A 25,089-nucleotide genomic window follows, 5' to 3' on the forward strand; every position below is an offset into this window, starting at 1 on the left:
CCTATCCCGTACAAACGCACATGCCATGCCATCAAACCGAGTATCCGGCTCATGCGAAGGAACAAGGGTCTTCCTCCTGGCATCTGCGGCAGTATGATCCACGCATGCACACCTACCGGATCGGGGACGCGGCTGCCTTGCTCGGTGTCAGCGCCGACACCGTGAGGCGTTTGATCGATGGCGGGAAACTGACCGCCGAACGGGACGAACTGGGCCACCGGATCATCCCCGGGCCGGCCCTCGCGGCCTACGCCCGGCAGGTACACCGTATGGAGCGGGAGTCCGCGGGCTCCTCGGCCCGTAACCGCTTCTCCGGCATCGTCACCGACGTAATCCTCGGTGATGTGTCGGCACAGGTGGAGATCCAGGCCGGACCATTCCGCGTAGTGGCGATGGTCAGCCGCGAATCGGCTGAGGAGCTGGAGCTGGAGCCCGGCGTTCCGGCGGCTGCCGTGATCAAGTCGACCAACGTGGTTGTCGAGAGACCGTAAATGTGTCCGTCAGGACCAAAGGGAGTGACCCCGTGATGACCCGTTCCGCGCGTCGGACCCGCCGGACCCTGCAGGTGGCTGCTGCAGGTGCCGCCGCTCTGCTGGCCCTGAGCGCCTGTTCTTCGTCCGGTGATTCCTCATCGGAGAAGAAGTCGGACTCCTCCGACGGAGCTTCCGCCTCGGACAAGGTATCGGGCTCGGTGACCGTCTTCGCGGCCGCATCGCTGAAGGAGAGCTTCACGAAGCTGGGCCACGCATTCGAGAAGGAGCACCCCGGCACGAAGGTGACCTTCAGTTTCGGTGGCAGCGACGCCCTCGCCGCGAGCATCACCGGTGGCGCCCCGGCTGATGTGTTCGCCGCCGCCAGCCCCAAGACGATGAAGATCGTCACGGATGAGGGAGACGCGTCCGGCAAGCCCGCCACGTTCGTGCGCAACCAGTTGGAGATCGCCACCCTGCCGGGCAACCCCGACAAGATCTCCTCCTTGAAGAGCCTCACCAAGTCCGGGCTGAAGGTCGTCCTGTGCGACAAGACGGTCCCGTGCGGCGCCGCCGCTCAGAAAGCCCTCGACACCAGCAAGCTCAAGCTCACCCCGGTCTCCTACGAGCAGGACGTCAAGAGCGCCTTGAACAAGGTGCAGTTGAAGGAGGCCGACGCGGCCGTCGTCTACAAGACCGACGTGAAGGCGGCGGGCGACAAGGTGCAGGGGGTGGAGTTCCCCGAGTCGACGAAGGCCATCAACGACTACCCGATCGTCTCGCTGAAGGACGCGCCCAACGCCGCCGCGGCCAAGGCGTTCATCCGGCTGGTGCAGTCCGCCGAGGGCCAGAAGGTCCTCGGCGACGCCGGGTTCCTCAAGCCGTGACGTCGGTGGACAAGGCAGGCGCCGCGGAGACCTTGGAGCGCGCTCCGCGGCGCGGCCGTGTCCGCAAGGGCGCCCCGCTGCCGCTGCTCCTGCCCGCGCTGATCGGCCTGGCGTTCCTGCTCGTCCCGCTCGTGGCCCTGCTGGTACGGGCCCCCTGGCGCAGTCTCCCCGACCTGCTGACCAGCACCGAGGTCTGGCAGGCACTCCAGCTCTCCCTGGTCTGCGCCACGGCCGCCACCGCGGTGAGCCTGGTCGTCGGTGTCCCGCTCGCCTGGCTGTTGGCCCGGGTCGAGTTCCCCGGGCGCGGCCTCGTACGGGCCCTGGTGACCCTGCCGCTCGTCCTGCCGCCGGTGGTGGGTGGTGTCGCCCTGCTGATGGCGCTCGGCCGCAACGGGGTCGTCGGGCAGTGGCTGGACTCCTGGTTCGGGATCACGCTGCCGTTCACCACGACGGGCGTCATCGTGGCCGAGGCGTTCGTGGCGATGCCGTTCCTCGTCATCAGTGTCGAGGGCACACTGCGCGCCGCCGACCCCCGCTACGAGGAGGCCGCCACCACCCTCGGGGCTTCCCGCTTCACCGCCTTCCGCCGGGTCACGCTGCCTCTCATCGCCCCCGGCATCGCGGCGGGTGCCGTGCTCGCGTGGGCCCGCGCGCTGGGCGAGTTCGGCGCGACGATCACCTTCGCGGGCAACTTCCCCGGCCGCACCCAGACCATGCCGCTCGCTGTCTACCTCGCCCTCCAGAACGACCCGGACGCGGCCATCGCCCTCAGCCTGGTCCTGCTGGCCGTGTCCATCGCGGTACTGGCCGGGCTGCGCGACCGCTGGATGACCGCCTCATGACCCACACCGAGAAGATGAGACACCGCGCCACAGCTACCCCGGGCAGTGAGGGGCTGGACGCCCGGCTCGTGGTCCAGCGCGGTTCCTTCCGGCTCGACGTGGCGCTGACCGCGGCGCCCGGTGACGTCGTCGCGCTCCTCGGCCCCAACGGTGCGGGCAAGACCACCGCCCTGCGGGCGCTTGCCGGGCTCACCCCGCTCACCGGCGGCCATCTCCGGCTCGACGGAACCGAGTTGGACCGCATGCCCCCGGAGTCCCGCCCGGTCGGCGTGGTCTTCCAGGACTACCTGCTCTTCCCTCATCTCTCGGCGCTCGACAACGTGGCCTTCGGGCTCCGCTGCCACGGCGCTCCCAAGGCGGAGGCCCGCGCCCAGGCCGCCGAGTGGCTGGACCACATGGGCCTCGCCGACCACGCCGGATCCAAACCCCGCCGCCTCTCCGGCGGTCAGGCCCAGCGCGTCGCCCTCGCCCGCGCCCTGGCCACCCGACCCCGGCTCCTACTCCTCGACGAACCCCTCGCGGCCCTCGACGCCCGTACCCGCCTCGAGGTCCGCGCCCGGCTCCGCCGCCACCTGGCCGAGTTCGAGGCGGTCGCCGTGCTGGTCACCCACGACCCGCTCGACGCCATGGTCCTGGCCGACCACCTCGTCGTCATCGAGGACGGCCGCGTCGTCCAAGAAGGCGCCCCACCCGATATCGCCCGCCACCCGCGCACGGACTACATCGCCCACCTGGTCGGCCTCAACCTCTACCGGGGCGAGGCCGAGGGCCACACGGTGCGCGTCGATCGCGGTCCCGAGGTCACGACCACGGAGGAACTGACCGGTCCGGTCTTCGTCGCGTTTCCGCCGAGCGCGGTGACGCTGTACCGCGACCGCCCCACCGGCTCCAGCGCCCGCAACCTCTGGCACTGCGAGGTCACCGGCCTGGAGACCAACGGCGACCAGGTTCGCGCCGACCTCACAGGTCCGCTCCGCCTTGCCGCGGACCTCACCACGGTCGCCGCGACCGAACTCGAACTCCACCCGGGCGCCACGGTGTGGGCCGCGGTCAAGGCGGCCCAGACGCACGCCTACCCCGCCTGATTCCCGGCCGACCCATCGCCAGGCGCCGAACTGACCGCCGCGATCGCCAAGGACGCGGTCACCGGCCTCGGCCTGGCCGACGGCTCCGTCGTCACCGCCCTACTCAAGTCGACCGAGGTCTCCCTCGCGACCGCATGAGCCGGTTGCGACGCCGGACTGGGCGAGCCTCACCCTGCACACAACCGGGCGGCGGACCAGCACCGACAGCCGGAAGTTGATCGCGCACTCCGGAGGGTCTTCTGTCACCGTCCATCGTGGACGCGTCGGTGCTGTCCCTGGACGTGAGCCACGAGACGATAGGCATCCACGTCTGCAGTACGGCGGCGGGGGGGCGGCAGCCTGGACCGTGGGAGCGAATCGGCCCGGGTGCATAGCTCTTACCTCCGGTTTCCTGCGGACGCGCCGAGTGGGGGGACGTCTGGTGGTCCTACAACTGCGAGTTCGGCGCTTTTCTTCCGGGCCCGAAGGGTGCAGCGCCGCGCGAGACCGGCGCTGGCGCAGGACTTGGCAGATATGGTCAACGCGCGGAACGACGGGATCTACGACGCCGAACCCCGTGCCAAGCCTGTGCCACCGCCATCGGCTTCCGCCAGTAGTGCCGGTTCGAACACGGAAAATCACTGGCTTGCCGTTCCAAACCCCGGTGAGACTTCCGGTGTGACGCTTCACGAGAATGAGATCCCGGTCGACGAGGGACTGGTCCGCTCACTGTTGAAGGCACAGCGCGCGGAGTGGGCTGACCTACCGTTGTCGCCCGCAGGCGCGGGCACGGACAACACTATGTATCGGCTAGGTGATGACCTGCTCGTGCGACTTCCACGAACCGCCGACACAGGACACTCCCTCCGGAAGGAGCAGCAATGGCTCCCCCGCCTGGCGCCCCTCCTTGCATGTCCGATTCCCGAGCCCGTCCACGCCGGGACTCCCGCCAATGCCTTCCCCCTGGCCTGGTCGGTCTACCGCTGGATCGACGGTGACGAAGCCAGCCCGGATACCGTCCGGGACTGGGCCGCCTTCGGAGCCGACCTGGCGACCGTCGTGAAAGAGCTCCACCACATCGACCTCATGGGAGCCACTCGCACAGATGGCCTCAGCTGGTACCGCGGCGGCAGCCTGGGACCATGCGACCCATGGGTCAGTAGAGCTCTCGACGATTGCCGAACCACCATGGGTTCTGAGCTCGACGTCGACGCTCTGGAACAGCTGTGGCAAGCCGCGGTTGCACTGCCCGAGCCCTCCGGCACTCATGTCTGGCTCCACGGCGACCTCAAGCCGACCAACCTCTTGGTCCGGCAAGGCAAGCTCCACGCCGTCATCGACTTCGGAGGACTCTCGGTCGGCTTTCCCGACGCCGAACACTCCACACTCTGGGACCTGCCGCCACGAGCACGACAGGCCTACTGGGACAACGTGAACCTCGACGATATGACCTGGGCCCGCGCCCGCGCCTGGGCGATCGCGGTGGGCGTCAGCGGAGTCTCCTATTACTGGCGCACCTTCCCCACCTTTGTCACCGAGTGCCGAGCACGACTGCAAGCGATCCTCACCGACGCTGCTGCGCGTTGAGCGACCTCTGCCCGGCACCGTTCATCACCCTGATGTGCGTCGGGTCCATGCGGCTGCGCCACGAGACGGAGGAGGTCGCCCTGCTCGACGGCGCGTGATCCCTGCTCTCGGTCTTCACCACCGTCGCCCTCGCTGCGGCCGGTCAGCCACACGAGGCTGATCCTGATCATCCGCCTCGAGATACGCACAGAGGGCTATCGATGAAGCACCGAGGGTTGCCGTGGGGGTGGCGCGCACCCCCGCCCTCACGGCACCGGCCTGGCCGCCGGTGGCTCACCCGGACGGCCGCTCTTGCACCGCACACGGTCCGCATGTCTTGATCTCATGCCGTGCGCACGCTGATTTTGGAGGATATTTGACAAACTGGATAGATAAGGCATGAAGCAGACGGAATGGTGATGACGAGCGACGAGGTGGTCATGGAGCCGGCGCCGGGTGACCTCGGGTGTCCTCGCGGTGCTGCCACGGCCGTCATCAGCCCCGAGGGCATCGTGACGGGCTGGAGCGAAGAGGCCGGACGGCTGCTGGGCCACCAGGCGCGGGAGGTGGTGGGACGGGCCGCGGTGGAGCTGGTGGCCGCCACCGGAGCGTCCGACGCGGCCGGGTTCACCCCGGCCGGCTCGAGCGAATGGAGTGGCACCGCCACGCTACGGCACCGCGACGGCCACCGCGTGGACGTCATGTTGCGGGCATATCCATCGCTGGCGGGTGACGGCACGCTTCAGGGATACGTACTGACCGCAGTGCCGTACGCCCCCGAGTCGCAGGATGAGCACCCGATGATGGACCAGGCGTTCACCCAGGCGTCCATCGCCATGTCCGTGTTCGACACCGCCTCGGGCAGGTGGCGGCTGAACACCGCCGCGGCGGGGGCCGCCCCCGCCGCGGGCGGTGAAGGCGCCGACGAGCCCTTCCTGCGCCATCTCCACCAGGTGGCCGAGCAGGGGAAACCGGCCCGGTTCGAGACCCACACCCCCGCGCGGTCCGTTTCCCGTGAGCAGGCCAGGATCGTCGAGCTGTGGCCCGTCCGGGATCCCGTCTCCGGCCAGGTGTGCGGTGTCGGCACCGCGACGTTCGACAGCAGCCAACACCACCGCGCCAGGCAGCGGCTGGCCCTGCTGAACGAGGCGGGCACCCGCATCGGCACCGCCTTGAAGGTGGTCCGCACCGCCCAGGAGCTGGCCGACGCGGCCGTGCCCCGGCTCGCCGACTTCGCCAGCGTGGACCTGCTGGACTCCGTGCTCCAGGGAGAGGAGCCGGTGCCCGGCCCGGTCGGCGCCGACGTGAAGCTGCGCCGGGTCGCACACCGGTCCTCCACCAGCGGCACACCCGAGGCGGCGGTGCCCCTCGGCGAGCTCGACACCTACCCCGCCTTCACACCGCCCGCCCGCTGCCTGGCCACCGGGCGGCCGGTGCTCACCGGCAAGGACGACCCCGACTTCCTGCGCTGGATGGCCCTCCACGAGGCACGCAGCGCCCGAGTGCGGGAGTACGGATTCCACTCGATCATGGCGGCCCCGCTGCGGGCCCGCGGAATCACGCTCGGGGTGGCCATCTTCGCCAAGACCCAGGACTCCGAACCGTTCGAGCAGGACGACCTGATCCTTGCCGGGGAGTTCGCCGACCGGGCCGCCGTCGGCGTGGACAACGCGCGCCGTTACATCCGGGAGCGCTCCGCCACACTGACCATGCAGCGCAGCCTGCTCCCCCGGCGGCTCCCGGCCCAGGCAGCCGTCCAGGCGGCCTTCCGCTACCTGCCGGCCGGATCACGCGCCGGCGCCGGCGGCGACTGGTTCGATGTGGTGCCGCTGTCCGGCACCCGGGTCGCCCTGGTCGTCGGCGACGTGGTCGGCCACGGCATCCGCGCCTCGGCCACCATGGGCCGGCTGCGTACGGCGGTGCGCACCCTCGCCGACGTCGACCTGCCCCCGGACGAACTGCTCACCCACCTCGACGACCTGGTCCGCCACCTGGACTCGGACGACGGCACCGGCGACCGGGGCGCCGTCTCCGGCACGGACGCCGAGGAACTCGGCGCCACCTGTCTGTACGCCATCTACGACCCGGTCACGCGTATCTGCACCATCGCGAGCGCCGGCCACCCGCCACCCGTCGCACTGCTGCCCGACGGCACGGTCGAGGTGGTCCAGCTCTCCCCCGGACCACTGCTGGGCATCGGGGGCCTGCCGTTCGAGGCCACCGAAGTGGAGCTGCCCGAAGGCAGCCTGCTGGCCTTCTACACCGACGGCCTGATCGAGGGCCGCGACCACGATGTCGGCGCTGGCCTGGACCGGCTGTGCCGAACGCTGGCCGACCAGTCCGCGCCTTCTCTGGAGGTCAGCTGCGATGCCATGCTCAGGGCCCTGCTTCCGCCGACCCCCGGCGATGACGTGGCCCTGTTGCTGGCCCGCACCCGTGCCCTGCACGCCGACCAGGTGGCCACCTGGTCGGTACCGGCCAGCCCGTCGATCGTCGCCGATGCCCGCGCCCAGGTCGGCCGCCAACTCGCCGCCTGGAAGCTGGAAGAAGCCACCCCCGTCACCGAGCTGGTGGTGAGCGAGCTGGTGACCAATGCCATCCGGTACGGAGCGGTACCCATCGGCCTGCGGCTGATCCGCGACCGCACCCTGATCTGCGAGGTCTCCGACGCCAGCAGCACGGCCCCGCACCTGCGCCGCGCCCGCGTGTACGACGAGGGCGGACGCGGACTGGACATGGTCGCCCAGCTCACCCAGAGCTGGGGCAGCCGGCAGACCCCGACCGGCAAGACGATCTGGGCCGAGCAGGCCCTCCCGGTTGGCTGACGATGCCAGGCACCGCGGGCGGGACACAGACCGGACCGGATCCGGCCCGGGCCCACACCGTGGGACTGGTCTACCCACCGGCGGAACCGGACGGCACCTACACCGAACAGCAGCACGACTTCATCGGCGGCGTGGCCGAGGCGGCGGCTCGCTACGACTACGACATGCTGCTGTCCCCCAGCGTCACCGCGAACGAGCCGTCGTTCCGGCGGATGGTCAGCCCCGGGCGAGTGGACGGCCTGATCGTCATGGAGATCCGGCTGCACGACGACCGCGTAGAGCACCTCGCCAAGGCGGGTATCCCCTACGTCATCATCGGCCGCAACAGCACGGCGGACGTGACCGGCTGGGTCGATCTGGACTTCGTGGGCATGACCGCCAACTGCGTGCAGCACCTGGCCGACCTGGGCCACCGCAGGATCGCTTTCGTCAACCGCTCGGAGCGGCTCTTCGCCAGCGGATACGGCCCGGCACGCCTGAGCCTCGAGGGCTACACCAAGGCGATGGCGGCACTCGGCCTGACCGAGCACGCGTACCTGTGCGGTGACGACGACGCCTCCGGAGAGGCGGTCCTGGAGAAGATCCTGCTGGACGACCCGGCGACCACCTCGCTGGTCACCATGAACGAAGCCGCACTGCGCGGGGTGTACCTCGGGCTCAAGCGGCACGGCCGGGTCGTACCGCGGGACTTCTCCGTGGTCGCCGTGACGGCCGGCCGCTGGGTGGAGCAGATCAGCCTTCGGCTGTCCGCCATCGAGACACCCGTCGCGGAGATGAGCCGGGTCGCCGTGGACCTGCTGCGGGAACGGCTCATCTCGCCCGGCGCCCCGCCCCGGCACGTACTGCTGAAACCCCTGGTCGCCCAGCGCGACAGCACCGGTCCGTGCCGTCAGCTGCCCGGAGACGAACCCGACCTGGAGGAGCTGGAGTTCTGATCCCACGCCCCTGCCGCCCCCGCCGAAACCTGGAGCGAGGCATGACGCACACCACCGACCGCCGCAGCATCCTGCGCACCACCGGCGCGGGCGCGGCGGCCCTGGGCCTGAGCGGGGCACTGGCCTCGTGCGACACGGGCGGCACAGGGAAGGCACGCAAGCCGCGCACCGTCACGCTGACGTTATGGGACTACTTCACCCCAGCGAACTTCCAGCCGGTACTGAACGACTTGATCGCCGGGATCGAAGCCCATGTGGCGGGGGTACGGATCCGGCGGCGTGCCATCCCCTTCGCCGATCTCGTCAACACCCTCAACCTGGCCGCGATCTCCGGCGACCTGCCCGACATCGCCATCGTCGACAACGTCTCCATGAGCTCCCTGGGAGGAAACGGGCTGCTGGCCGACCTCACCAGCCGGGTCAGGCGCTGGGGCCAGGCACACGCCTACTACCCCGGGCCCTGGGCGAGCTGCCAGATCGGCGGGAAGACCCTCGGCATCCCCAACAACAGCAACTGCCTCGCGCTCTACTACAACGTCTCGATGCTGCACGACGCCGGGGTGCCCCCTCCGACCGACTGGGACCAACTCGCTGCTACCGCCCACCGGCTGACGACCCGCAACCGGTTCGGCCTGGCGATGAGCGCGATCCGGACCGAGGAGGGCGTCTTCCAGTTCCTGCCGTTCCTGTGGCAGAGCGGCGGCGACCTGGACACCTTTGCCACCTCCGGCCGCACTCCGCTGGCCTTCCTGAAGAAGCTCATCGACCGGGGCTCGCTGTCGCGCGCGTGCCTGGGCTGGACGCAGGAGGACGTCAACGCACGCTTCCTGAGCAGGCGGGCCGCCATGCAGATCAACGGGCCGTGGCAGATCCCCGTCCTGCGCAAGGCCCCCTTCGACTGGAACGTCGTCGCCCTTCCCGCCGACAAGACCTCCGCCACGTGCCTGGGCGGCGAGAACTGGGTGGTCATGGCGACCAGCGATCACCTGGACAAGGCGTGGCAGGTGCTGGAATACACCCAACGCCCCTCGGTCCTGGTGCCGTACCTGGAGTCCCTCGGTGAACTGCCGGCCCGAAGAGACCTGGCCCGCGCCGGCGCCTGGACATCCGACCCCGTCCGGAAACTGTTCCTCAAGCAGCTCGCCATCGCCCGCCCGCGCCGGTACGGGCCGCACTACGCCGATATCTCCCAGGCCGTCGCCGAGGCCGAACAGGCAGTTCTCACCGGCTCGGTCGCCCCGTCCACGGCCGCGTCGACCGCCGCGGTGAAGATCGACAAGGCGCTGGGATGAGCCGTCGACGTACTACCCCGCTCGCCGTCCGCCGCCACCGGACCGGCTACCTGTTCTCCCTGCCCGGGCTGGTCTTCCTCGCACTCCTGCTGGCCTACCCCCTGCTGTACAACGTGTGGACATCCGTCCACGCCGTCAGCCTGAGCAGCCGACTCGGCGGCCCCGAGCCCTTCAACGGGCTCGCCAACTACCGTTCCGTGCTCACCGACCCCGCCTTCTGGCGCGCCGTCCGGGTGTCGGCGCTCTTCACCGTGGGCTCGCTGGTCTGCCAGTTCACCATCGGCTTCGCCCTGGCCCTGCTGTTCATCCGGCCGTTCCCGTTCAACGGCCTGCTCCGGTCACTGCTGCTGATGGCCTGGCTGCTGCCCCCGATCGTCAGCGGCACCCTCTTCCGCTGGATGCTCGACGGGGACTCCGGCGCCTACAACGCCCTGCTCCGCTCCACCGGCCTGGGTGTGCTGACCCACGACTGGCTCACCGACCCGTCCACCGCGCTGGCCTGCGTCATCGCCGCCAACATCTGGGTCGGCGTCCCCTTCAACATGCTCCTGCTCCTGGTCGGACTGCACGGCATCGACCCGGAGCTGTACGAGGCGGCCGCCCTCGACGGCGCGGGCGCCTGGCAGCGCTTCCGCCGCATCACACTGCCACTGATGCGGCCGGTGTCGGCGGCGGTGCTACTGCTCGGCCTGATCACCACCTTCAAGGTCTTCGACCTCATCTTCGTGATGACCGGCGGAGGGCCCGTGGACGCCACGACCGTTCTGTCCCTCTACGTCTACGAGGTCTTCTTCCGGTTCTTCCGGTTCAGCCAGGGAGCCGCGGGAGCGCTGCTGCTCCTCACCGTGCCGCTGATCGCCGCCGCGCTGTACGTACGCAGGCTGCGGCACGAGAGGGCGACGGCATGACCACCATCCGGAAACCGTGGCTGCACACCGCCACCGCCGCGGTGGTCACTGCCGTGTTCCTGGTGCCCGTGCTATGGATGGTCTCCACCAGCTTCAAGAAGCCGGACCGGATCCTGGCCGTGTCCCCGCAGTGGATCCCCTCACCGTTCACCACCGAGAACTACTCGGCGGCCCTGGCCAACCCGGCGCTCCCCCGGGCCCTGCTCAACAGCCTGGTGATCTCCGGCGGGGTCGTCGCTCTCACCCTGCTGCTGGCCGTCCCGCTCAGCTACGCCCTGGCCCGCATCCCGATGCGCGGCTCCGGCGCCATGGTGCTGGCACTGCTCATCGCCCAGCTGCTGCCCGCCATCGTTCTGGCGGCACCCCTGTTCATCCTGGAACGCAAGACCGGGCTGCAGAACACCTACACCGGGCTCATCGCCGCGGACACCACCCTCACGCTGCCGTTCGCGGTGGTCGTCCTGCGCCCGCTGGTGCAGAGCATCCCCGCCGAGCTGGAGGAGGCCGCTCTGGTCGACGGCTGCGGACTGCCCGGCGTGCTGGGGTACGTGGTGCTGCCGCTGATGGCCCCCGGTCTGATCGCGGTCGCCGGGATGTCCTTCCTGCTCGCCTGGGGCGAGTTCGTCTTCGGCCTTACGCTGGGCCAGACGCCCGAGGTACAGCCGGCAACCGTGGTCCTCAACAGCTTCGCGGGCCCGGTCCGCACCGCATGGGGGCCGCTCATGGCCACCGCCACCCTCATCAGTGTGCCCGTGGTCTGCGTCTTCGCGATCCTCCACCGCTTCATCGTCGGCGGGCTCACCGCGGGAAGCGTCAAGGGGTGACATGACTCCCTCCCTTCATCCTCGCGACCACTTCCCCTTCATTGCCCCGCCACCGCCCCTGACCCCGGCGTACCCGGGCGCGACCGACCCGCTCGTGACCGGCTCCGTCACGCGGATCCACGCGAACGGGGCGACACTGACCGTATGGACCGCCACCGGCCGCACCGGCGAGCTGCGGGTACGGATCGGGGACGGAAACCGGATCCGGGTCACCCTGCGGATGGCGGACACGCCGACCGCCCCGCGGACGGCCCTCGTACACGAACCGGACCGGACCCGCGTACGGTGCGATGTGACACGGTCCGAACACGGGCTGGTGCTGCGCACCGCCGCCCTCGGGGTGCGCATCCGGTACGCGCCCTTCGCCCTCGACCTGCTCGACGACCAGGGCGAAGTACTGCTGCGCCAGGCGCCGTACGCCACCGGATCCAGCAGCGCCCCCGCAGCGCTGCCCCTGGGCGTCACCCCACTGGCCGACGGCCGCCTCGCCCATCACGCGAGCTGGACCGCCGACCCCGACGAACACTTCTACGGCCTCGGCGAACGCTTCACCGGCCTGGACCTGCGCGGGCAGCGGATCGACTGTTGGATCCAGGACGCCATGGGCTGCACCGGCACCCGCACCTACGCGGCCGTCCCGTACCTGCTGTCCAGCCGGGGCTACGCCCTGCTCCTCGACACCACCACGGCCGCCGCCTTCGACCTCGCGCACACCAGCACCGCCACCTGGTCGGTGACCATCCCCGACGAGGTACTCGACTTCTACCTGATCACCGGCGACCCCGGCCGCTGCCTGACCGCCTACCGCGACCTGACCGGCCCCGCCCTGTGCCCGCCCAAGTGGGCCTTCGGACCGTGGATCTCGGGTGGATTCCAGCCGGACAGCGCCGACGCGGTACGCGAGCGGGCCCGGCACATCCGCGACCGCGGCTTCCCCTGCGACGTCCTGCACCTCGACACGTACTGGCAGCCGCACGGCTCCTGGTCCGATATGCGGTGGGACACCGGATCCTTCCCCGAACCGGGTCGGCTCCACCAGGATCTGGCTCAGCAGGGCTTCAGGGTCTCGCTGTGGATGAACCCCTACATCGGAACCGGCAGCCCGTACTACGCCGAGGTCGAGCGGGCCGGCTGGTTCCTGCGCACCGCCGCGGGCGACACCTGTGTCTCCGATGTATGGGGTGGCGAGTACCACCCCCCGTGCGCTCTCCTGGACCTCACCCATCCCGGGGCCGCCGCCTGGCTCACCAGCCGGGTGCGCGAGGCACTGGCGAGCGGCACCGCCGTCCTCAAGACCGACTTCGGCGAAGCCATCCCCGCCGACGCGGTCGCCCACAACGGCATGACCGGGGACCGCCTGCACAACCTCTACCCGCTGCTCTACAACGACCTGGTCACGGACGCCACCCGCGCGGCCACCGGCGGCTCCGGCCTGACCTGGGGTCGCTCATCGTGGACCGGCGGCCAACGGCACGGCGTCAAATGGACCGGCGACCCCGACTCCGACTGGCCGGACCTCGCCGCCACCCTGCGCGCCGGGCTGTCCTTGTCGTTTTCCGGCCACCCGTTCTGGAGCCACGACATCGGCGGCTTCCACGGCACCCCGACTCCCGAACTCTTCGTCCGCTGGGCGCAGTTCGGACTGCTCTCACCCCTCAGCCGGTTCCACGGGATCACCTCCCGGCTGCCCTGGGAGTTCGGCGAGAGCGCGTACGCGGCCGTCCTGCACGCGGCCCGACTGCGTATGAGCCTGCTCCCGTATGTCTACGCCGCCGCCGCGGACGCCGCCCGCACCGGCGCACCTCTCGCCCGCCCGATGCCCTTCGACCACCCGGACCGCCCCGACGCCCACACCGCCGACCTGCAGTACCTGCTCGGCCCCGACCTGCTGGTCGCCCCGCTGTACGCGCCGGGCGGGCGGCGCCAGGTCTGGTTCCCGCCCGGCGAGTGGCTGCCGTACGACGGCGGCACACCCCGTACCGGGCCCGCCTGGCACCGGGTCGAACTGCCCCTGTCCACCTGCCCGCTGTGGCTGCGGGCCGGCAGCCTGTTGCTCACCACCACCCCCGCCGACCGGGCCGGCGCCACCTCCTTCGAGGACATCACCGCCACCTGGGTACGCCCCGTGGACACCGCACACGCCACCTTCCACGACACCGACGCCACCCACGTTCCCCTCACCGCCCGCCTCACCGACGGCCACCTCACCCTCACCACCACCGTCCCCCGCCTCCGCATCGCCGTCCTCGGCCACCCCGGCCCGCCCCCGACCGCCGACCTGAACGGTGTCCCCACAGCCGTGACATCCACCGACCGCCTCGACCTGTGAAGCCTCCTCCGCGTACTTCTCCGGCACGCCATCATCGCGTCCCGCGGCACGGCAATGGCTACGGCGGTCCCCTTTCGCCATGCGGGGTGGGGTTCCCGTGGGTGTGTCGTCACGTTGACGGCTGAGGCACGAATCCCACGGCAAGACAGCCCAATCCGGCACCATCGACGGCCTGCTCGCCGCGTCATCAACCGGCCACCCGACAGCCTCTGAGCCAGGCGGCGGGCGCGCGACCAGCTCCGCACCACCCCACTCGTCGGGCTCGATGGCATTCCACCGCTCGTCGGTGAACCGGGTGCCGCAGCTGGTGCACACGGAACGGCGCGCCTCCCGCTCGGCCTTTCGCTGTTGGGCCCCGCGGCGTGCCATCGGTGTCTGTTGTCTTTCGTCGGCAGGGGAGCGGCGCGTACTTCGCCAGCTTGTCGACGATCTCCTCGACCGCTGTTCCATATCTTCACCGAGTCCTACCGCTGCCAGGTCACCACCGCGGCGGAGAGCAAACCCGAGCGGTGACCAGCAACTCAGACGTTCGTGATCCGGTCGGGATCTGCGTCGGTGGCCAGGCGGGCGTGAATCTCGACGTCGAAACGCACACCGTCGTACTCCAGTTTCTGCCGCTGCAAGCCCTCCACCGCAAAGCCGGCCGCCCTGGCCACACCGCAGGAGGCCGGGTTGTTGACCCGATGGCCGAGTTCCAGGCGGAAGAGCCCGGCATCGTCGAAGGCCCATCGGGCCAAGGACCGGCAAGCCCGGGAGGCGACACCGTCGCCCCTGGCAGCTCGGGTGATCCAGTAGGACACCCACCCGGTTCCGTGGCGTCGGTCGATCGCGCCCACGGCCACATTGCCCAACACGGTGTCCTGCCCGTCGACGACAGCGAACGCGAAGGCTGACCCCGCACACCACCGTTGGTTCTGGCCGGCGACCCAACGCACTGCGGCTTCTACCGACGTCACGGGCTCCGTGGCCTGTCCACGCATCAAAGGATCCGCGAAAGCCGTCAAGACCGCGTGCACATCCTCGGCCGACCATCGGCGCAGCCACAAACCCCTTGATGCCTCCACGTGTTCACGCACCGTCGGAGTCTCGCGCACTCAGCCCTCTCCCTCGACCGAATTAGACGAACGGGTTGGCCCAACGCACGCGAGCGGGCCCTACCACTCACGCCTGTCAGGGAGGCAAACCGAAGGACCCCGTCTCCTCACGCTATCCGCCTGAGGACTTCGTCCCCCAGAGCGTGCGCCGCGCTGCTCGTGCGCGGCCCGCGGACGGGGCCCGATCGCCACCAGCGTGCCGTCCCCGACGTCGACTGGCACCGTCCCCGCTCCACCGTCCCGCCCTGTGAACTTGCCGGAATGGCAACGCTGATCGCGCCGCGCGGCTACCACGCCGCATGATCGACGGATAGCCGCGTCCGCCCGCGAACCGAGGACAAGCCCATGCAGCCCGAGCCGTCCGCCGAACTCCGCCACCACACCATCAAGGCCCCGGCCGGGCGCCTGCATCTGGTCGAGCAAGGCACCGGCCCGCTGGTCCTGCTCGTGCACGGCTTCCCCGAGTCCTGGTACTCCTGGCGCCGCCAGCTCCCGGCCCTCGCCGCGGCCGGCTACCGGGCAGTGGCGATCGACGTGCGCGGCTACGGCCGCTCCTCCAGGCCGGAGGCGACCGACGCCTACCGCATGCTCGACCTGGTGGAGGACAACGTCGCCGTCGTACGCGCCCTCGGCGAACAGAGCGCGGTGGTCGTCGGTCACGACTGGGGCTCCAACATCGCGGCCGCTTCCGCCCTGCTCCACCCCGAGGTCTTCCACGCGGTCGGCCTGCTGAGCGTCCCCTACGCACCGCCCGGCGGCCCTCGCCCCACCGACGTCTTCGGCCGGATCGGCGGTCCCGAGCAGGAGTTCTACGTCTCCTACTTCCAAAAGCCCGGCCGCGCCGAGGCGGAGATCGAGCCCGACATCCGTGGCTGGCTCGTCGGCTTCTACGCAGCGCTTTCCGCGGACACCATGCCCGCCCAGGACGAGCCCGACCCGCACTTCGTCGCCCGCGGCGGCCGCCTGCGTGACCGCTTCCCCGCAGGTGTCCTCCCCGGCTGGCTGAGCGAGGACGACCTCGATGTCTACGCCGGGGAGTTCGAGCGCACCGGCCTGACCGGCGCCCTCAACCGCTACCGCAACATGGACCGCGACTGGGAAGACCTCGCCCCGCACCGCGGAGCCCCGATCAAGCAGCCCGCCCTTTTCATCGGCGGCGCCCTGGATGCCTCCACCACCTGGATGGCCGACGCCATCGATGCCTTCCCCGCCACCCTCCCCGCCCTGTCCGCCTCCCACCTCCTGGACGGCTGCGGCCACTGGATCCAGCAGGAACGCCCCGACGAGGTCAATCACCTGCTCACCGACTGGCTCGCCACCCTCCACTGGAATAGATGACCTGGTGATGGGTTCATTCGGCTCCCGCCGCAAGCCGACGCGCCGCTACGACCCAGCCCGCATGACCCTGCCGTCCACCCGAGCGGAGGCGAGCCAGTCCAGGCCGCCCGCCGGTTGACCGCGATCTCTCGCCTCCCCTTTCGCCCGGCGGTTGGGATGTCATCAGAACGCAGTGCGCCACCGATACCCTGCACGCGGAAAGTGCCTTCCACCAGGACCGGAAGAACCTCTCGACAAGGTCTGTCGTCCCAGCTCAGAAGGCACTTCCGCGTTCTCGGCCAGCACCTGGTGTCACACCAAGCGAAACGGCGAGGCCAGGTCCCTTGAAATCCCCTTTCAGGTCCCCTCAGATGAGGTCCCCTCAGAACCCCTCAGGGACGGATCCGTCCTGATCGATGACGTCATCCCCGGGACCGCCGTCGAGGTCGTCCTGGCCGGGGCCACCGAAGAGGTAGTCGTTGCCCGATCCGCCCTTGAGGGTGTCGTCACCCTCTTCGCCATAGATCGAGTCATCGTTCCCAGCGCCGTCGAGATCGTCGTCGCCGGGGCCGCCGTAGATCTCATTGGCCACGTCATCGCCGATGACGATGTCGTCGCCGTCCCCGGCCCACACCGCGAACGAGTCGGTGATGGTGTCGTTGCCGGCGTTGCCGTTCGCGTTCGTGGCGTGGCTGATGGTGTCGCCGCCTTCGCCGCCCACCGCGACGGAAGCGCCGATGATGGTGTCGTCCCCGGCCCCGCCGTAGACGTTCACATCGCCGCCGGAGGTCTTGACGCTGTCATTGCCGTCGCCGAGATCGACGTTGCCCTGGTCGCCCGGGTGGTCCGGATCGGGGACGGGGACGGTGCAGGTCACATAGGTCATGTCACGGGCGGTGGGATGGGCGCAGCCGGCGCCGACGGTGATCTCGACAACGTCGTCGACGCCGAAGGTCAGCGTGGTGTCGGTCTCGCTGACCCGCTTGATGGTGAGCTTGTTGGTCTGGCCGTCGGCCGCCGTGTAGGCCATCACTCCGTCAGTGACGGTCGCAGTGGCCGGCGACGCGGGTGAAGTGGCGGCCTGGGCGTTCCAGGCGAAGAGTCCGGTGCTGGCCACGACGGCCAGTAAGGCGGCGACGCCGACCGGACGGACGGAGCGGGAAACCGGGCCAAGGGTGGACACGAAAAACCTCCGCAGAGAGTGGATCTGATTTCCGATCACCCGCTTTGACGTGGAATATCCGCACGAGGTTGCGCCAGCCCATTCCCCCTTCGCTGAATTTTTCAAATTCCCATTTCGCGTTCAGCTGTACGGCACCAGGAATTCTCCGCGCGTTGCCGGAATGTGAGTTCCACCAGCGGTGGGAGTTCCGGTGAGTCCAGAGCCCGCCGGGTCATCGCAGGAGCCGCCAACTCCCCACATTTCAGAGCGCCTAGGGCCGGAGCTCAGCATCGGGCCCGCCCTTCTGCCTCTGTCGGCTTCCCGCAAGGACGGTAAACCGGCGGGTCTCTTCATGTAATCAGCGCTTAACCTCAGCACAACCTTCAATCCCCCCACATGGAGGAAGTGTGAGACGGCCAAGCATGATCGCCGCCCTTGTCGCGGTGGCGATAGGCATCGGCGTGGCACCCAGTATGGGCGCGACACAGCAGGACACGCATCGGCTAGCGTCCCAGGCCACCGGCGAATACATCGTGGTACTCAAGGACTCCGCGGACAGCCCCACAGCGGTCGCGAACAGCGTCGACGGAATCGAGCTCCACTCCGTCTACCGCTCCGCGCTCCACGGCTTCTCGGCAAAACTCACCACGACAACAGCGACCGCACTCCGTAAGAACCCCATGGTCGCCTATGTCGAGCGTGACGGCCGGGGCCGGGCTGATGGGCAGTACCTCGGCAAAGGCGTACAGCGCGTCATGGCCACGAAGAACACCCGGCTGAAAATCGGAGACGGAGTCGACCAGCGTGTCGACGCGGACGTCGCCGTCCTCGACACCGGCATCGACCAGCACCACCCCGATCTGAATGTGGTCCACCGGGTGAATTGCAGCGGAGTCCCCAAGTGCGTCGACGACGCCGGGACAGACGACAACGGGCACGGGAGCAACGTCGCCGGAATCGCCGGGGAGCTGGACAACAAGACCGGCTACGCCGGTGTCGCACCCGGCGCCCGCTTGTGGTCCGTCAAGACACTGGACAAGGAGGGCACCGGCAGCAACGCCGAGCTGGTTGCCGGACTCGACTGGGTGACAGCTCACGCCGATGAGATCGAAGTGGCCAACATCAGCGCCGGCTACGACGGTGACACCCGTGCCATCACCGACGCCGTCAACCGCGCCATCGCCAAGGGTGTCGTGGTAGTGGTCTCAGCGGGCAACGACAAGAGGGACGTCAAGAACCAGTCCCCGGCGAACATACCCGACGCCATCACCGTGTCCGCCCTCAGCGACGCCGACGGCAAACCGGGCAGCAAGGGCACCTACGGGTGGTGCAACAAGGAGAACAAGAACACCGACGACAGCCTCTGGATCAACTACAGCAAGCCGGGCGAGGGCAGCAACTTCGGACACGGAGTGGACATCGCAGCCCCCGGTGACTGCATCCAGTCCACGTCCAAGGACGGCGGCTACTCCAACTACAGCGGCACCTCCCAGGCCGCTCCCCATGTGGCGGGTGCCGCCGCGTGGCTGGCCGCCGCCCACAAGCCGAAGAACCGTGCCGACGTCCTCGCCATCCGCGAAAAGCTGCGCGAGGCCGGCAACAGCGACTGGACGGACACCTCCGAGGACGGGGTGAAGGAACCGTTGCTCGACCTCGGAGACACCGCGGTGTTCACTGGCCGCGGTCTCGGCCCAATGGCCACGGTCAGCTTCGACACCGCCTGTGAATACACCTCGACGACATGCTCCTACGACGCCACAGGCGCCGACCCGGACGGGGTCTCCTACACATGGGACTTCGGCGACGGCAAGCGTGCCAGCGGGCTGAAGGCCACCCACAGCTACCCGGACAAGGAAGCGAAGTACATCACCACTCTGACGGTGCGGGAGAAGAACGGGCGCGTCATCAAGGGCCACGCAGCGGTCGAGTGCACCAAGACCTACAGCGTCACGTGCTACGCCCCCTGACCCCCTGACTCCCAGACCCCTTGAACCAGCCTGCCCGGCGCATCCTCAATCGCCGGGCAGGCCACCCCCCTTTCCGTCGGATGGCCCGCCTGTTCACGACCGCACAGCCAGACCCTTCTCCGACCTTCTGGCAGTGCGACGGCGAAGCCGGGGAACACATCCAGCCGCAAGACACTGACCACGCGTGTCTGCCGACTCCCATCCACCTGCCGCTGCACGACCTGTCGGACCCCGAGCTCATCGAGACGCTGCGCAACAGTGCGCATCCCGATGCCGCCTCACCGAGCCGCGCATCCGGCACCGCCCCGCGGCGCGGGCCTTCGCCCGTACGCGCCGCCGGGACGCGCACACCGCCGACGACCCGACCTCGGAGGCCCTCGCCCGGACCATCGACACGGTGCGCCAGGGCAAGGGGCCGGGCGGCTGGGCCACGTACCAGCTTGGGCGGCGCTCACGGTCTCCCGCTCCAGGCGCGTCAGCCTTTCGGGGTTGCGCAGGCAGTAGATACCAGTGATGCCACCGCCGTCGCTCAGGACGACAACCTCCGGTGCGGGGATGTCGAGAAGGCTTTGCAGGGTCGTCTGTTTCGGCCGCCCGCTGGATGGCTTCGAGCGCGGCACGAGCCACGGACACCACGCCACGCGGGCGGCGGGCAGCGACATGGGGCCGGTAGGTGTCGCCTCGGCCTTCACACTCCGGCCCAGGCGGTCGGTGGGCGACCGTCTGGGCCGGAGCGCGTTGCGCAGCAGTGGCGCCTGCCATCAGCTGCCGTGGGGGGAGAGCCGACGGGCGCTTCGAGCGCCCGCCGGTGGTGCGGATGCGGCGCGGGCGCTAGCGGGTGCCGCCGGTGAAGACCTTGGAGTCGTGCAGGTCGAGCAGGGGTTCCTTGATCCCGTCGTTGGAGTTGTCGCTCCAGTCGCGGTTTCCGGCCTTGACGAGCTTGTCGCGGATGGCCATCACATCCGTGCGGTTCTTCGGGTTGTGGGCGATGGCCAGCCAGGCGGCGGCACCGGCCACGTGGGGCGAGGCCTGTGAGGTGCCGCTGTAGTTGGAGGTGCCGCCTCCGGTGCCGGTGGACTGGATGCAGTCACCGGGGGCTGCGATGTCCACACCGCGCCCGAAGTCGCTGCCCTTGTCGTTACCACCGCTGTAGTTGATCCAGAGGCTGTCGTCCTTGTTCCTGTTCTTCTGGTTGCACCAGCCGAACGAGCCCTTGCCACCGGGCTTTCCGTCACCGTCGCTGATCGCGGACACCGTGATGGCGTCGGGGACGTCCGCCGGGGTGCCGTAGTAGGCGTTCTTGACGTCCTTGCGCTCGTTGCCCGCGGAGACCACCACGACAATGCCCTTGGCGACGGCGCGCTCGACGGCGTCCTTGACCGCGCGGTCATTGTGGTAGCCGGCGCTGATGTTGGCGACCTCGATCTTGTCGGCGCGGGCGGTCACCCAGTCCAGAGCCGCGATGAGGTCGGAGGAGCTTCCGGAGCCGTCGTCCTTGAGGATCTTCAGGCCCCACAGCCGGGCGCCCGGTGCAACGCCCACAAAGCCGGTCTTGTTGTCCCGGCCGCCGATGATGCCCGCGACGTTGGTGCCGTGACCGTCCTTGTCCTCGGCGGGGCCCTCTACGCACTTGCCGCTCTTGCCACAGTCGACGGTCTTGACGACGTTGAGGTCGGGGTGGTTCCGGTCGATGCCGGTGTCCAGAACGGCGACGTCCACGTCGACCTTCTGCTCGACACCGTCGCCGATCTTCAGGTTCTTGTTCTCGGTGGCCCTGATGCGCTTGACGCCGGTGGGGAGTTGCTGCCCGGCTGCGCTTTTGACCTTGCCGCCCGGTACCGGCGTCTGACGGCTGACGCTGTCGCGCTCGATGTAGTCGACCAGCGGGCTGTCGCGGAGCGCGGCGAGGGCCTCGGGGGTCAGCTTCGCGGAGAAGCCCTTCAGCCCGGCGCGGAACACGGAGCCGACGTCGACGCCGCTGATGTCCTTGGCAACCGAGGTGGGGGATGCCTTCGCCGTGTCCTTGAGTACCACGATGTAGTCGGCTGCCGCGGCCTGACTGGTGGACTGATGGGATGTCATCGTCGAACCCATGCTCGGGACGACCGTGGCACCCACCGCCGCCACCGACAAGCCGATGAGTATACCTGCTCGCTTCATGTTTCCTCCGGGGGAGATTTGAAGACGCCGCCGAGATTATGTGATGGAAACGTGAAGAGACCCGGCGGTTTCCCGGCACACCGGGAAACCGACAGAACCGTCACCACCCCTGCCCGGGTGGCCCGGTCCCCCTGCGCAACCAGCGACCAGCGACCAGCACGCATGACAACGCCCGCGGCCATGCTCGGCATGCGCCGACGCCGCCGCGGGTCGCCAGAACAGCACGGGCGCCGGCTTGTGCCCCGGCGGGCGTTCGAGGGGGCACCACAGCACCTGGAGCAGATCAGCCTGTCCGGGCTGGTCTCAGCAGGGGCATGTCGCGCACGTCCGGCTGGGCCACGGGCAGCATGGCGTTCGGGCCCCGTGCCACTCGTCGGCCGAACCCCGTACCGCTCCTCGTGCATCTCGTCGCCGTGCGCGCCAGCGGGACCAGTTGAGGAAGGACCGCGGTGATCGGGCTTACCGATACATGTGCCGCCGAGCGAGGGCGACGGCTTGGATGTCGATCCACAGGAACCCACACAGCCCGGTATCCGAGCCAGAGGTCAGGCCTGGCTCAGACCACCGGCAGCTGCCCACCTGAGAGCGACACCGGAGGCACACAACCTGGGCGTGACGCTGCTCGTCTGTCAGGTGTCGAAGTGGCGCCGTGCGTCCTCGATGTGGCCGAGGTACTGGTGGGTCCAGCCGCAGATGGCATCGACCGTGGCGCGCAGGGCCCGGCCGGGCTCGGTGAGCGTGTACTCGACCCGCGGCGGCACGGTGGGGTGCACCTTCCGGTCGATCAGGCCGTTGCGCTCGAGCATACGCAGATTCTGGGTGAGCATCTTGTGGCTGATTCCCGCGACCTCCTTGCGGAGCTCACTGAAGCGCAGAGTGCCCTCGCCGAGCGCCTCGATGATCAGGAATGCCCACTTGTTGGCGACATCCGAGAAGATCTCCCGCGCCAGGGAGTCCGCGCGCCTCAGGTCAGCGTCCTCGGGCAGGCCCGTGAGCAGATGCTTGGTCACCATCAGGTACCTCAGTCACCGAAAAGTGCGTTCTTCCAGGTCAGCCATCACTCTCCTACAGTTCCCGAGTAACCACAAGAGAGCAGCTGGGAAGGGTGAGCACCATGGCAGCCATCGATGCCTTCCATTACAACGTGCCAGCCGAGAGCGACTTCGGCTACTCGCAGGCGATCAAGTCCGGAGAGCTGATCCACGTCTCCGGTCAGCTCTCGCTCGACGAGGCGGGCACGTTCGTCTACGCCCACGACTTCACCGCACAGCTCAAGCAGACCTACGCCAACATGGACAAGATCCTGGATCACTACACGGTCACCCGCAAACAGGTCATCTCGCAGACTCTGTACGTAGTTGATCTGCGGCACAACGCGGCGGCGACCGCGGACGGCAACCTGGCGTACTTCGGCGACCATCGCCCGGTCGGCCCACCTCCGTTGCCGACATGTCGGCAACGGTTCCGGCGACCTCGGGGTTCACACTGAGCAATTCACGGCAGGCGCCATGCGGAGGACAGGTCTCGGCGCTGCCGAGGTGTCCACCCCGCTCAGCAACGGTCGGATTGCGCCAGCCGCGGCACGGTCAAGCGTTCCGGAAGCAGAAGCGGGTGCGGCCGCGAAGGCGCTTGGCCAGGTGGCTGGGAAGCCGTCCGGGGCCCACTCGCGGAGCCCGCAAGGTAAGTGTCGTACACCACCGTCACTCATCTACAACTCTCGACCAATCCATCGTCCTTCCGGCTCCGAATAGCCCCCGATGGACGTCCCGTACCGGGGTGTCCCGTACGGGACACCATGCGGCCCCCGCCCGACACGGGGCCACGGAGAGGAACGAACGTGATGATCACGCGTACCGGACGCCGGCTGGCGCTCACCGCTGTGCCCGCGGTCCTGGCACTGGCCGTGGGCGTCTCGTCCCCGGCGTCCGCCGAGGAACCCGAGGGATTCCAGATCAATCTGGAGCAGCTGAACGACTCCGGTTCCAAGGGCACGGCCATGCTCAGCCTCCGGGGCAAGGAGCTGACCGTGTGGATCAAGTCCGAGGGGATGGTGCCGGGTCAGCCCTCGGCCCAGCATCTGCACGGCTCCACCGAGGGGCACGACTTCCACTGCCCGGACGCGAACGATGACACCAACCGGGACGGGATCCTCAACAACACCGAGGCCACGGTCGACTACGGGGACATCAACATCTCGCTGACCGTCTCGGGGGACACCGGCGCGGACAGCGGTCTGGCCGTCGACCGGATGCCCAAGGCCGATGCGGAGGGCAAGGTCAGCTACAAGCGCACGCTCACCGTCTCGCAGGACGTCGTCGACCACATCAAGGACCTGCACATCGTGCAGCACGGCATCGACCGCAACGACAACGACAAGTACGACGTGGAGGGCGCGGGCAAGAGCGAACTCGACCCGAAGCTACCCCAGGAGGCCACCGCTCCGACCAACTGCGGGATGGTGGAGGGCGCCGCGGTGGGATCCATCCCGGTCGGCGGCGTCGAGACCGGCGGCGGACCCGCCGAGGACGCGGGGACCCCGCGCGCCCTCATGGTCGGTGCCGGAGGGGGCGTACTCCTGGCAGCGGCCGGGTCCCTGGCCATCGCGCGGCGGCGGAACGCGCTCGTCGCCACGCGGACGCGGAACGGCGGAGGTGCCGCGTGAACCGCCATGGCGTGCACACCGCAGGTACCGTGCGCCGGCCGGGCCGTCGCGTGATCGCTTCCGTGATCGCCGCGGCGGCGGCCACCGCACTCCTGGCCGGATGTGCGGAGAAGGATTCCGCCTCGTCGGGGCGAGATACGGGCCAGGGAGAGGCCTCCGCCCACGAGGGCGCAGCCGACGGCGACGCCGGGGGCGGGTCCGCGGGGCTGCCGAAGTCACCTCCCGAACGCATCTCCATCCCCTCGCTCCAGGTGTCCTCCCCGCTGGAGACACTGGGTCAGCAGACGAACGGCACCATGGAGACCCCGCGCGATCCCGACAAGGCGGGCTGGTACCAGCCAGGCCCGGCACCGGGCTCCAAGGGGCCCGCCGTGATCGCCGGCCATGTCTCCTGGAACGGGAAGCCGTCGGTCTTCCAGCGGCTGTCGACCATGAAAGCCGGTGACGCCATCGAGGTCACCCGGCAGGACGGGAAGACGGCGAAGTTCACGGTGGACCGGGTCGCCACGTTCCCGAAGAACAAGTTCCCCACGCTCGAGGTGTACAAGAACCTCGATCACGCGGGCCTCCGGTTGATCACCTGCGGCGGGGACTACGACGCGCGCAAGCACTACTACCCCGACAACGTGGTGGTGTTCGCCCGCATGACCGCCGGCGCCTAGGTTCTGTCTCTTTGGTCAGCGGCGGGTCCAGATGAGGATGCCCGCGAGGTGGAGTGCGGCCTGGTAGGCGATCGCGAGCTTGTCGGTTCGTGTGGCCAGGCCGCGCCACTGTTTGAGGCGGTT

The 25,089-nt window shown here is 69.2% G+C and carries 19 protein-coding genes and 2 pseudogenes; 16 read left to right on the forward strand and 5 right to left on the reverse strand.

Features of this window, described 5'->3' with window-relative positions; genetic code table 11:
• Positions 1-104 precede the first annotated feature (104 nt).
• From NMK44_RS29695 to NMK44_RS29745, 11 genes and pseudogenes are all read left to right on the forward strand, one after another.
• Positions 105-491, forward strand: a complete 387-nt coding sequence (locus tag NMK44_RS29695; protein ID WP_254748828.1) for a TOBE domain-containing protein — start codon at positions 105-107, stop codon at positions 489-491.
• Between the two features lie 35 nt (positions 492-526).
• Positions 527-1,357: a molybdate ABC transporter substrate-binding protein gene (gene modA, locus NMK44_RS29700; protein WP_254748830.1), complete on the forward strand. Its 831-nt coding sequence runs from the start codon at positions 527-529 to the stop codon at positions 1,355-1,357.
• Positions 1,354-2,199 carry a molybdate ABC transporter permease subunit gene (modB, locus tag NMK44_RS29705; RefSeq protein WP_254748832.1) on the forward strand — a complete coding sequence of 282 codons (846 nt, stop codon included), beginning with the start codon at positions 1,354-1,356 and terminating at the stop codon, positions 2,197-2,199. The genes modA and modB overlap by 4 nt, the downstream gene beginning before the upstream one ends.
• Positions 2,196-3,422 (forward strand): annotated as a pseudogene (locus tag NMK44_RS29710) (ATP-binding cassette domain-containing protein). The gene modB and the pseudogene NMK44_RS29710 overlap by 4 nt, the downstream one beginning before the upstream one ends.
• Before the next feature lie 519 nt (positions 3,423-3,941).
• A complete protein-coding gene (locus NMK44_RS29715) occupies positions 3,942-4,850 on the forward strand; it encodes an aminoglycoside phosphotransferase family protein (protein WP_254748834.1) in 909 nt (302 codons plus the stop codon).
• A 398-nt stretch (positions 4,851-5,248) separates the two neighbouring features.
• Positions 5,249-7,654 carry an ATP-binding SpoIIE family protein phosphatase gene (locus tag NMK44_RS29720; protein ID WP_254748836.1) on the forward strand — a complete coding sequence of 802 codons (2,406 nt, stop codon included), beginning with the start codon at positions 5,249-5,251 and terminating at the stop codon, positions 7,652-7,654.
• A gap of 2 nt (positions 7,655-7,656) precedes the next feature.
• Positions 7,657-8,589, forward strand: coding sequence for a LacI family DNA-binding transcriptional regulator (locus tag NMK44_RS29725; RefSeq protein WP_254748838.1), 933 nt, complete (start codon positions 7,657-7,659; stop codon positions 8,587-8,589).
• A 41-nt stretch (positions 8,590-8,630) separates the two neighbouring features.
• Complete coding sequence (locus NMK44_RS29730) at positions 8,631-9,881, forward strand: sugar ABC transporter substrate-binding protein (RefSeq protein WP_254748840.1); 1,251 nt, start codon at positions 8,631-8,633, stop codon at positions 9,879-9,881.
• Positions 9,878-10,789, forward strand: coding sequence for a carbohydrate ABC transporter permease (locus NMK44_RS29735; RefSeq protein ID WP_254748842.1), 912 nt, complete (start codon positions 9,878-9,880; stop codon positions 10,787-10,789). Before NMK44_RS29730 ends, NMK44_RS29735 begins: the two co-directional genes overlap by 4 nt.
• Positions 10,786-11,613, forward strand: a complete 828-nt coding sequence (locus NMK44_RS29740) for a carbohydrate ABC transporter permease (protein WP_254748844.1) — start codon at positions 10,786-10,788, stop codon at positions 11,611-11,613. The genes NMK44_RS29735 and NMK44_RS29740 overlap by 4 nt, the downstream gene beginning before the upstream one ends.
• A gap of 94 nt (positions 11,614-11,707) precedes the next feature.
• Positions 11,708-13,942 (forward strand): glycoside hydrolase family 31 protein, encoded by a 2,235-nt coding sequence (locus NMK44_RS29745; protein ID WP_308358612.1) that lies wholly within the window; start codon positions 11,708-11,710, stop codon positions 13,940-13,942.
• 521 nt (positions 13,943-14,463) lie between these two features.
• Here the strand turns inward: NMK44_RS29745 and NMK44_RS29755 are convergent.
• Positions 14,464-15,036 (reverse strand): GNAT family N-acetyltransferase, encoded by a 573-nt coding sequence (locus NMK44_RS29755; RefSeq protein WP_254748846.1) that lies wholly within the window; start codon positions 15,034-15,036, stop codon positions 14,464-14,466.
• 345 nt (positions 15,037-15,381) lie between these two features.
• Here NMK44_RS29755 and NMK44_RS29760 point away from each other — a divergent pair, with 345 nt between their 5' ends.
• Positions 15,382-16,374, forward strand: a complete 993-nt coding sequence (locus NMK44_RS29760) for an alpha/beta fold hydrolase (protein ID WP_254748848.1) — start codon at positions 15,382-15,384, stop codon at positions 16,372-16,374.
• Positions 16,375-16,735: 361 nt separating this feature from the next.
• Here the strand turns inward: NMK44_RS29760 and NMK44_RS42480 are convergent, their stop codons facing one another.
• Positions 16,736-17,536, reverse strand: a complete 801-nt coding sequence (locus tag NMK44_RS42480) for a calcium-binding protein (protein ID WP_254748850.1) — start codon at positions 17,534-17,536, stop codon at positions 16,736-16,738.
• Between the two features lie 386 nt (positions 17,537-17,922).
• On the opposite strand from NMK44_RS42480, the gene NMK44_RS29770 reads away from it, so the two are divergent.
• A complete protein-coding gene (locus NMK44_RS29770; RefSeq protein ID WP_254748852.1) occupies positions 17,923-19,482 on the forward strand; it encodes a S8 family serine peptidase in 1,560 nt (519 codons plus the stop codon).
• 831 nt (positions 19,483-20,313) lie between these two features.
• Here the strand turns inward: NMK44_RS29770 and NMK44_RS29785 are convergent.
• Together NMK44_RS29785 and NMK44_RS29790 are read right to left on the reverse strand one after the other, a co-directional pair.
• Complete coding sequence (locus tag NMK44_RS29785; protein ID WP_254748854.1) at positions 20,314-21,642, reverse strand: S8 family peptidase; 1,329 nt, start codon at positions 21,640-21,642, stop codon at positions 20,314-20,316.
• 629 nt (positions 21,643-22,271) lie between these two features.
• Complete coding sequence (locus tag NMK44_RS29790; protein WP_254748856.1) at positions 22,272-22,655, reverse strand: winged helix-turn-helix transcriptional regulator; 384 nt, start codon at positions 22,653-22,655, stop codon at positions 22,272-22,274.
• Between the two features lie 101 nt (positions 22,656-22,756).
• Here NMK44_RS29790 and NMK44_RS29795 point away from each other — a divergent pair, with 101 nt between their 5' ends.
• The 3 genes from NMK44_RS29795 to NMK44_RS29805 all read left to right on the forward strand — a co-directional run bounded on the left by NMK44_RS29795 (position 22,757) and on the right by NMK44_RS29805 (position 24,966).
• The gene (locus tag NMK44_RS29795) at positions 22,757-23,131 is read left to right on the forward strand and encodes a RidA family protein (protein WP_254748858.1); all 375 of its coding nucleotides are present in this window, start codon (positions 22,757-22,759) and stop codon (positions 23,129-23,131) included.
• Positions 23,132-23,482: 351 nt separating this feature from the next.
• Positions 23,483-24,304 carry a GVDTG sorting domain-containing protein gene (locus NMK44_RS29800; protein WP_254748860.1) on the forward strand — a complete coding sequence of 274 codons (822 nt, stop codon included), beginning with the start codon at positions 23,483-23,485 and terminating at the stop codon, positions 24,302-24,304.
• On the forward strand, positions 24,301-24,966 hold the full coding sequence (locus NMK44_RS29805; RefSeq protein WP_254748870.1) for a class F sortase: 666 nt from the start codon (positions 24,301-24,303) through the stop codon (positions 24,964-24,966). Before NMK44_RS29800 ends, NMK44_RS29805 begins: the two co-directional genes overlap by 4 nt.
• A 15-nt stretch (positions 24,967-24,981) precedes the next feature.
• Here the strand turns inward: NMK44_RS29805 and NMK44_RS29810 are convergent.
• Positions 24,982-25,089, reverse strand: a pseudogene (locus NMK44_RS29810) (IS5/IS1182 family transposase); the annotation flags it as partial.

The organism is Streptomyces cucumeris (assembly GCF_024295805.1).
Lineage (GTDB): Bacteria > Actinomycetota > Actinomycetes > Streptomycetales > Streptomycetaceae > Streptomyces > Streptomyces cucumeris.

Excerpts from the sequence above, each read along its gene's own strand:
- NMK44_RS29760 (WP_254748848.1), top strand. The coding sequence starts at position 15,382 with ATGCAGCCCGAGCCGTCCGCCGAACTCCGCCACCACACCATCAAGGCC.
- NMK44_RS29735 (WP_254748842.1), top strand. The coding sequence starts at position 9,878 with ATGAGCCGTCGACGTACTACCCCGCTCGCCGTCCGCCGCCACCGGACC.
- NMK44_RS29720 (WP_254748836.1), top strand. The coding sequence starts at position 5,249 with ATGACGAGCGACGAGGTGGTCATGGAGCCGGCGCCGGGTGACCTCGGG.
- NMK44_RS29725 (WP_254748838.1), top strand. The coding sequence starts at position 7,657 with ATGCCAGGCACCGCGGGCGGGACACAGACCGGACCGGATCCGGCCCGG.
- modA (WP_254748830.1), top strand. The coding sequence starts at position 527 with ATGACCCGTTCCGCGCGTCGGACCCGCCGGACCCTGCAGGTGGCTGCT.
- NMK44_RS29795 (WP_254748858.1), top strand. The coding sequence starts at position 22,757 with ATGGCAGCCATCGATGCCTTCCATTACAACGTGCCAGCCGAGAGCGAC.
- NMK44_RS29785 (WP_254748854.1), bottom strand. The coding sequence starts at position 21,642 with ATGAAGCGAGCAGGTATACTCATCGGCTTGTCGGTGGCGGCGGTGGGT.
- NMK44_RS29790 (WP_254748856.1), bottom strand. The coding sequence starts at position 22,655 with ATGGTGACCAAGCATCTGCTCACGGGCCTGCCCGAGGACGCTGACCTG.
- NMK44_RS29740 (WP_254748844.1), top strand. The coding sequence starts at position 10,786 with ATGACCACCATCCGGAAACCGTGGCTGCACACCGCCACCGCCGCGGTG.
- NMK44_RS29730 (WP_254748840.1), top strand. The coding sequence starts at position 8,631 with ATGACGCACACCACCGACCGCCGCAGCATCCTGCGCACCACCGGCGCG.
- NMK44_RS29800 (WP_254748860.1), top strand. The coding sequence starts at position 23,483 with ATGATCACGCGTACCGGACGCCGGCTGGCGCTCACCGCTGTGCCCGCG.
- NMK44_RS29695 (WP_254748828.1), top strand. The coding sequence starts at position 105 with ATGCACACCTACCGGATCGGGGACGCGGCTGCCTTGCTCGGTGTCAGC.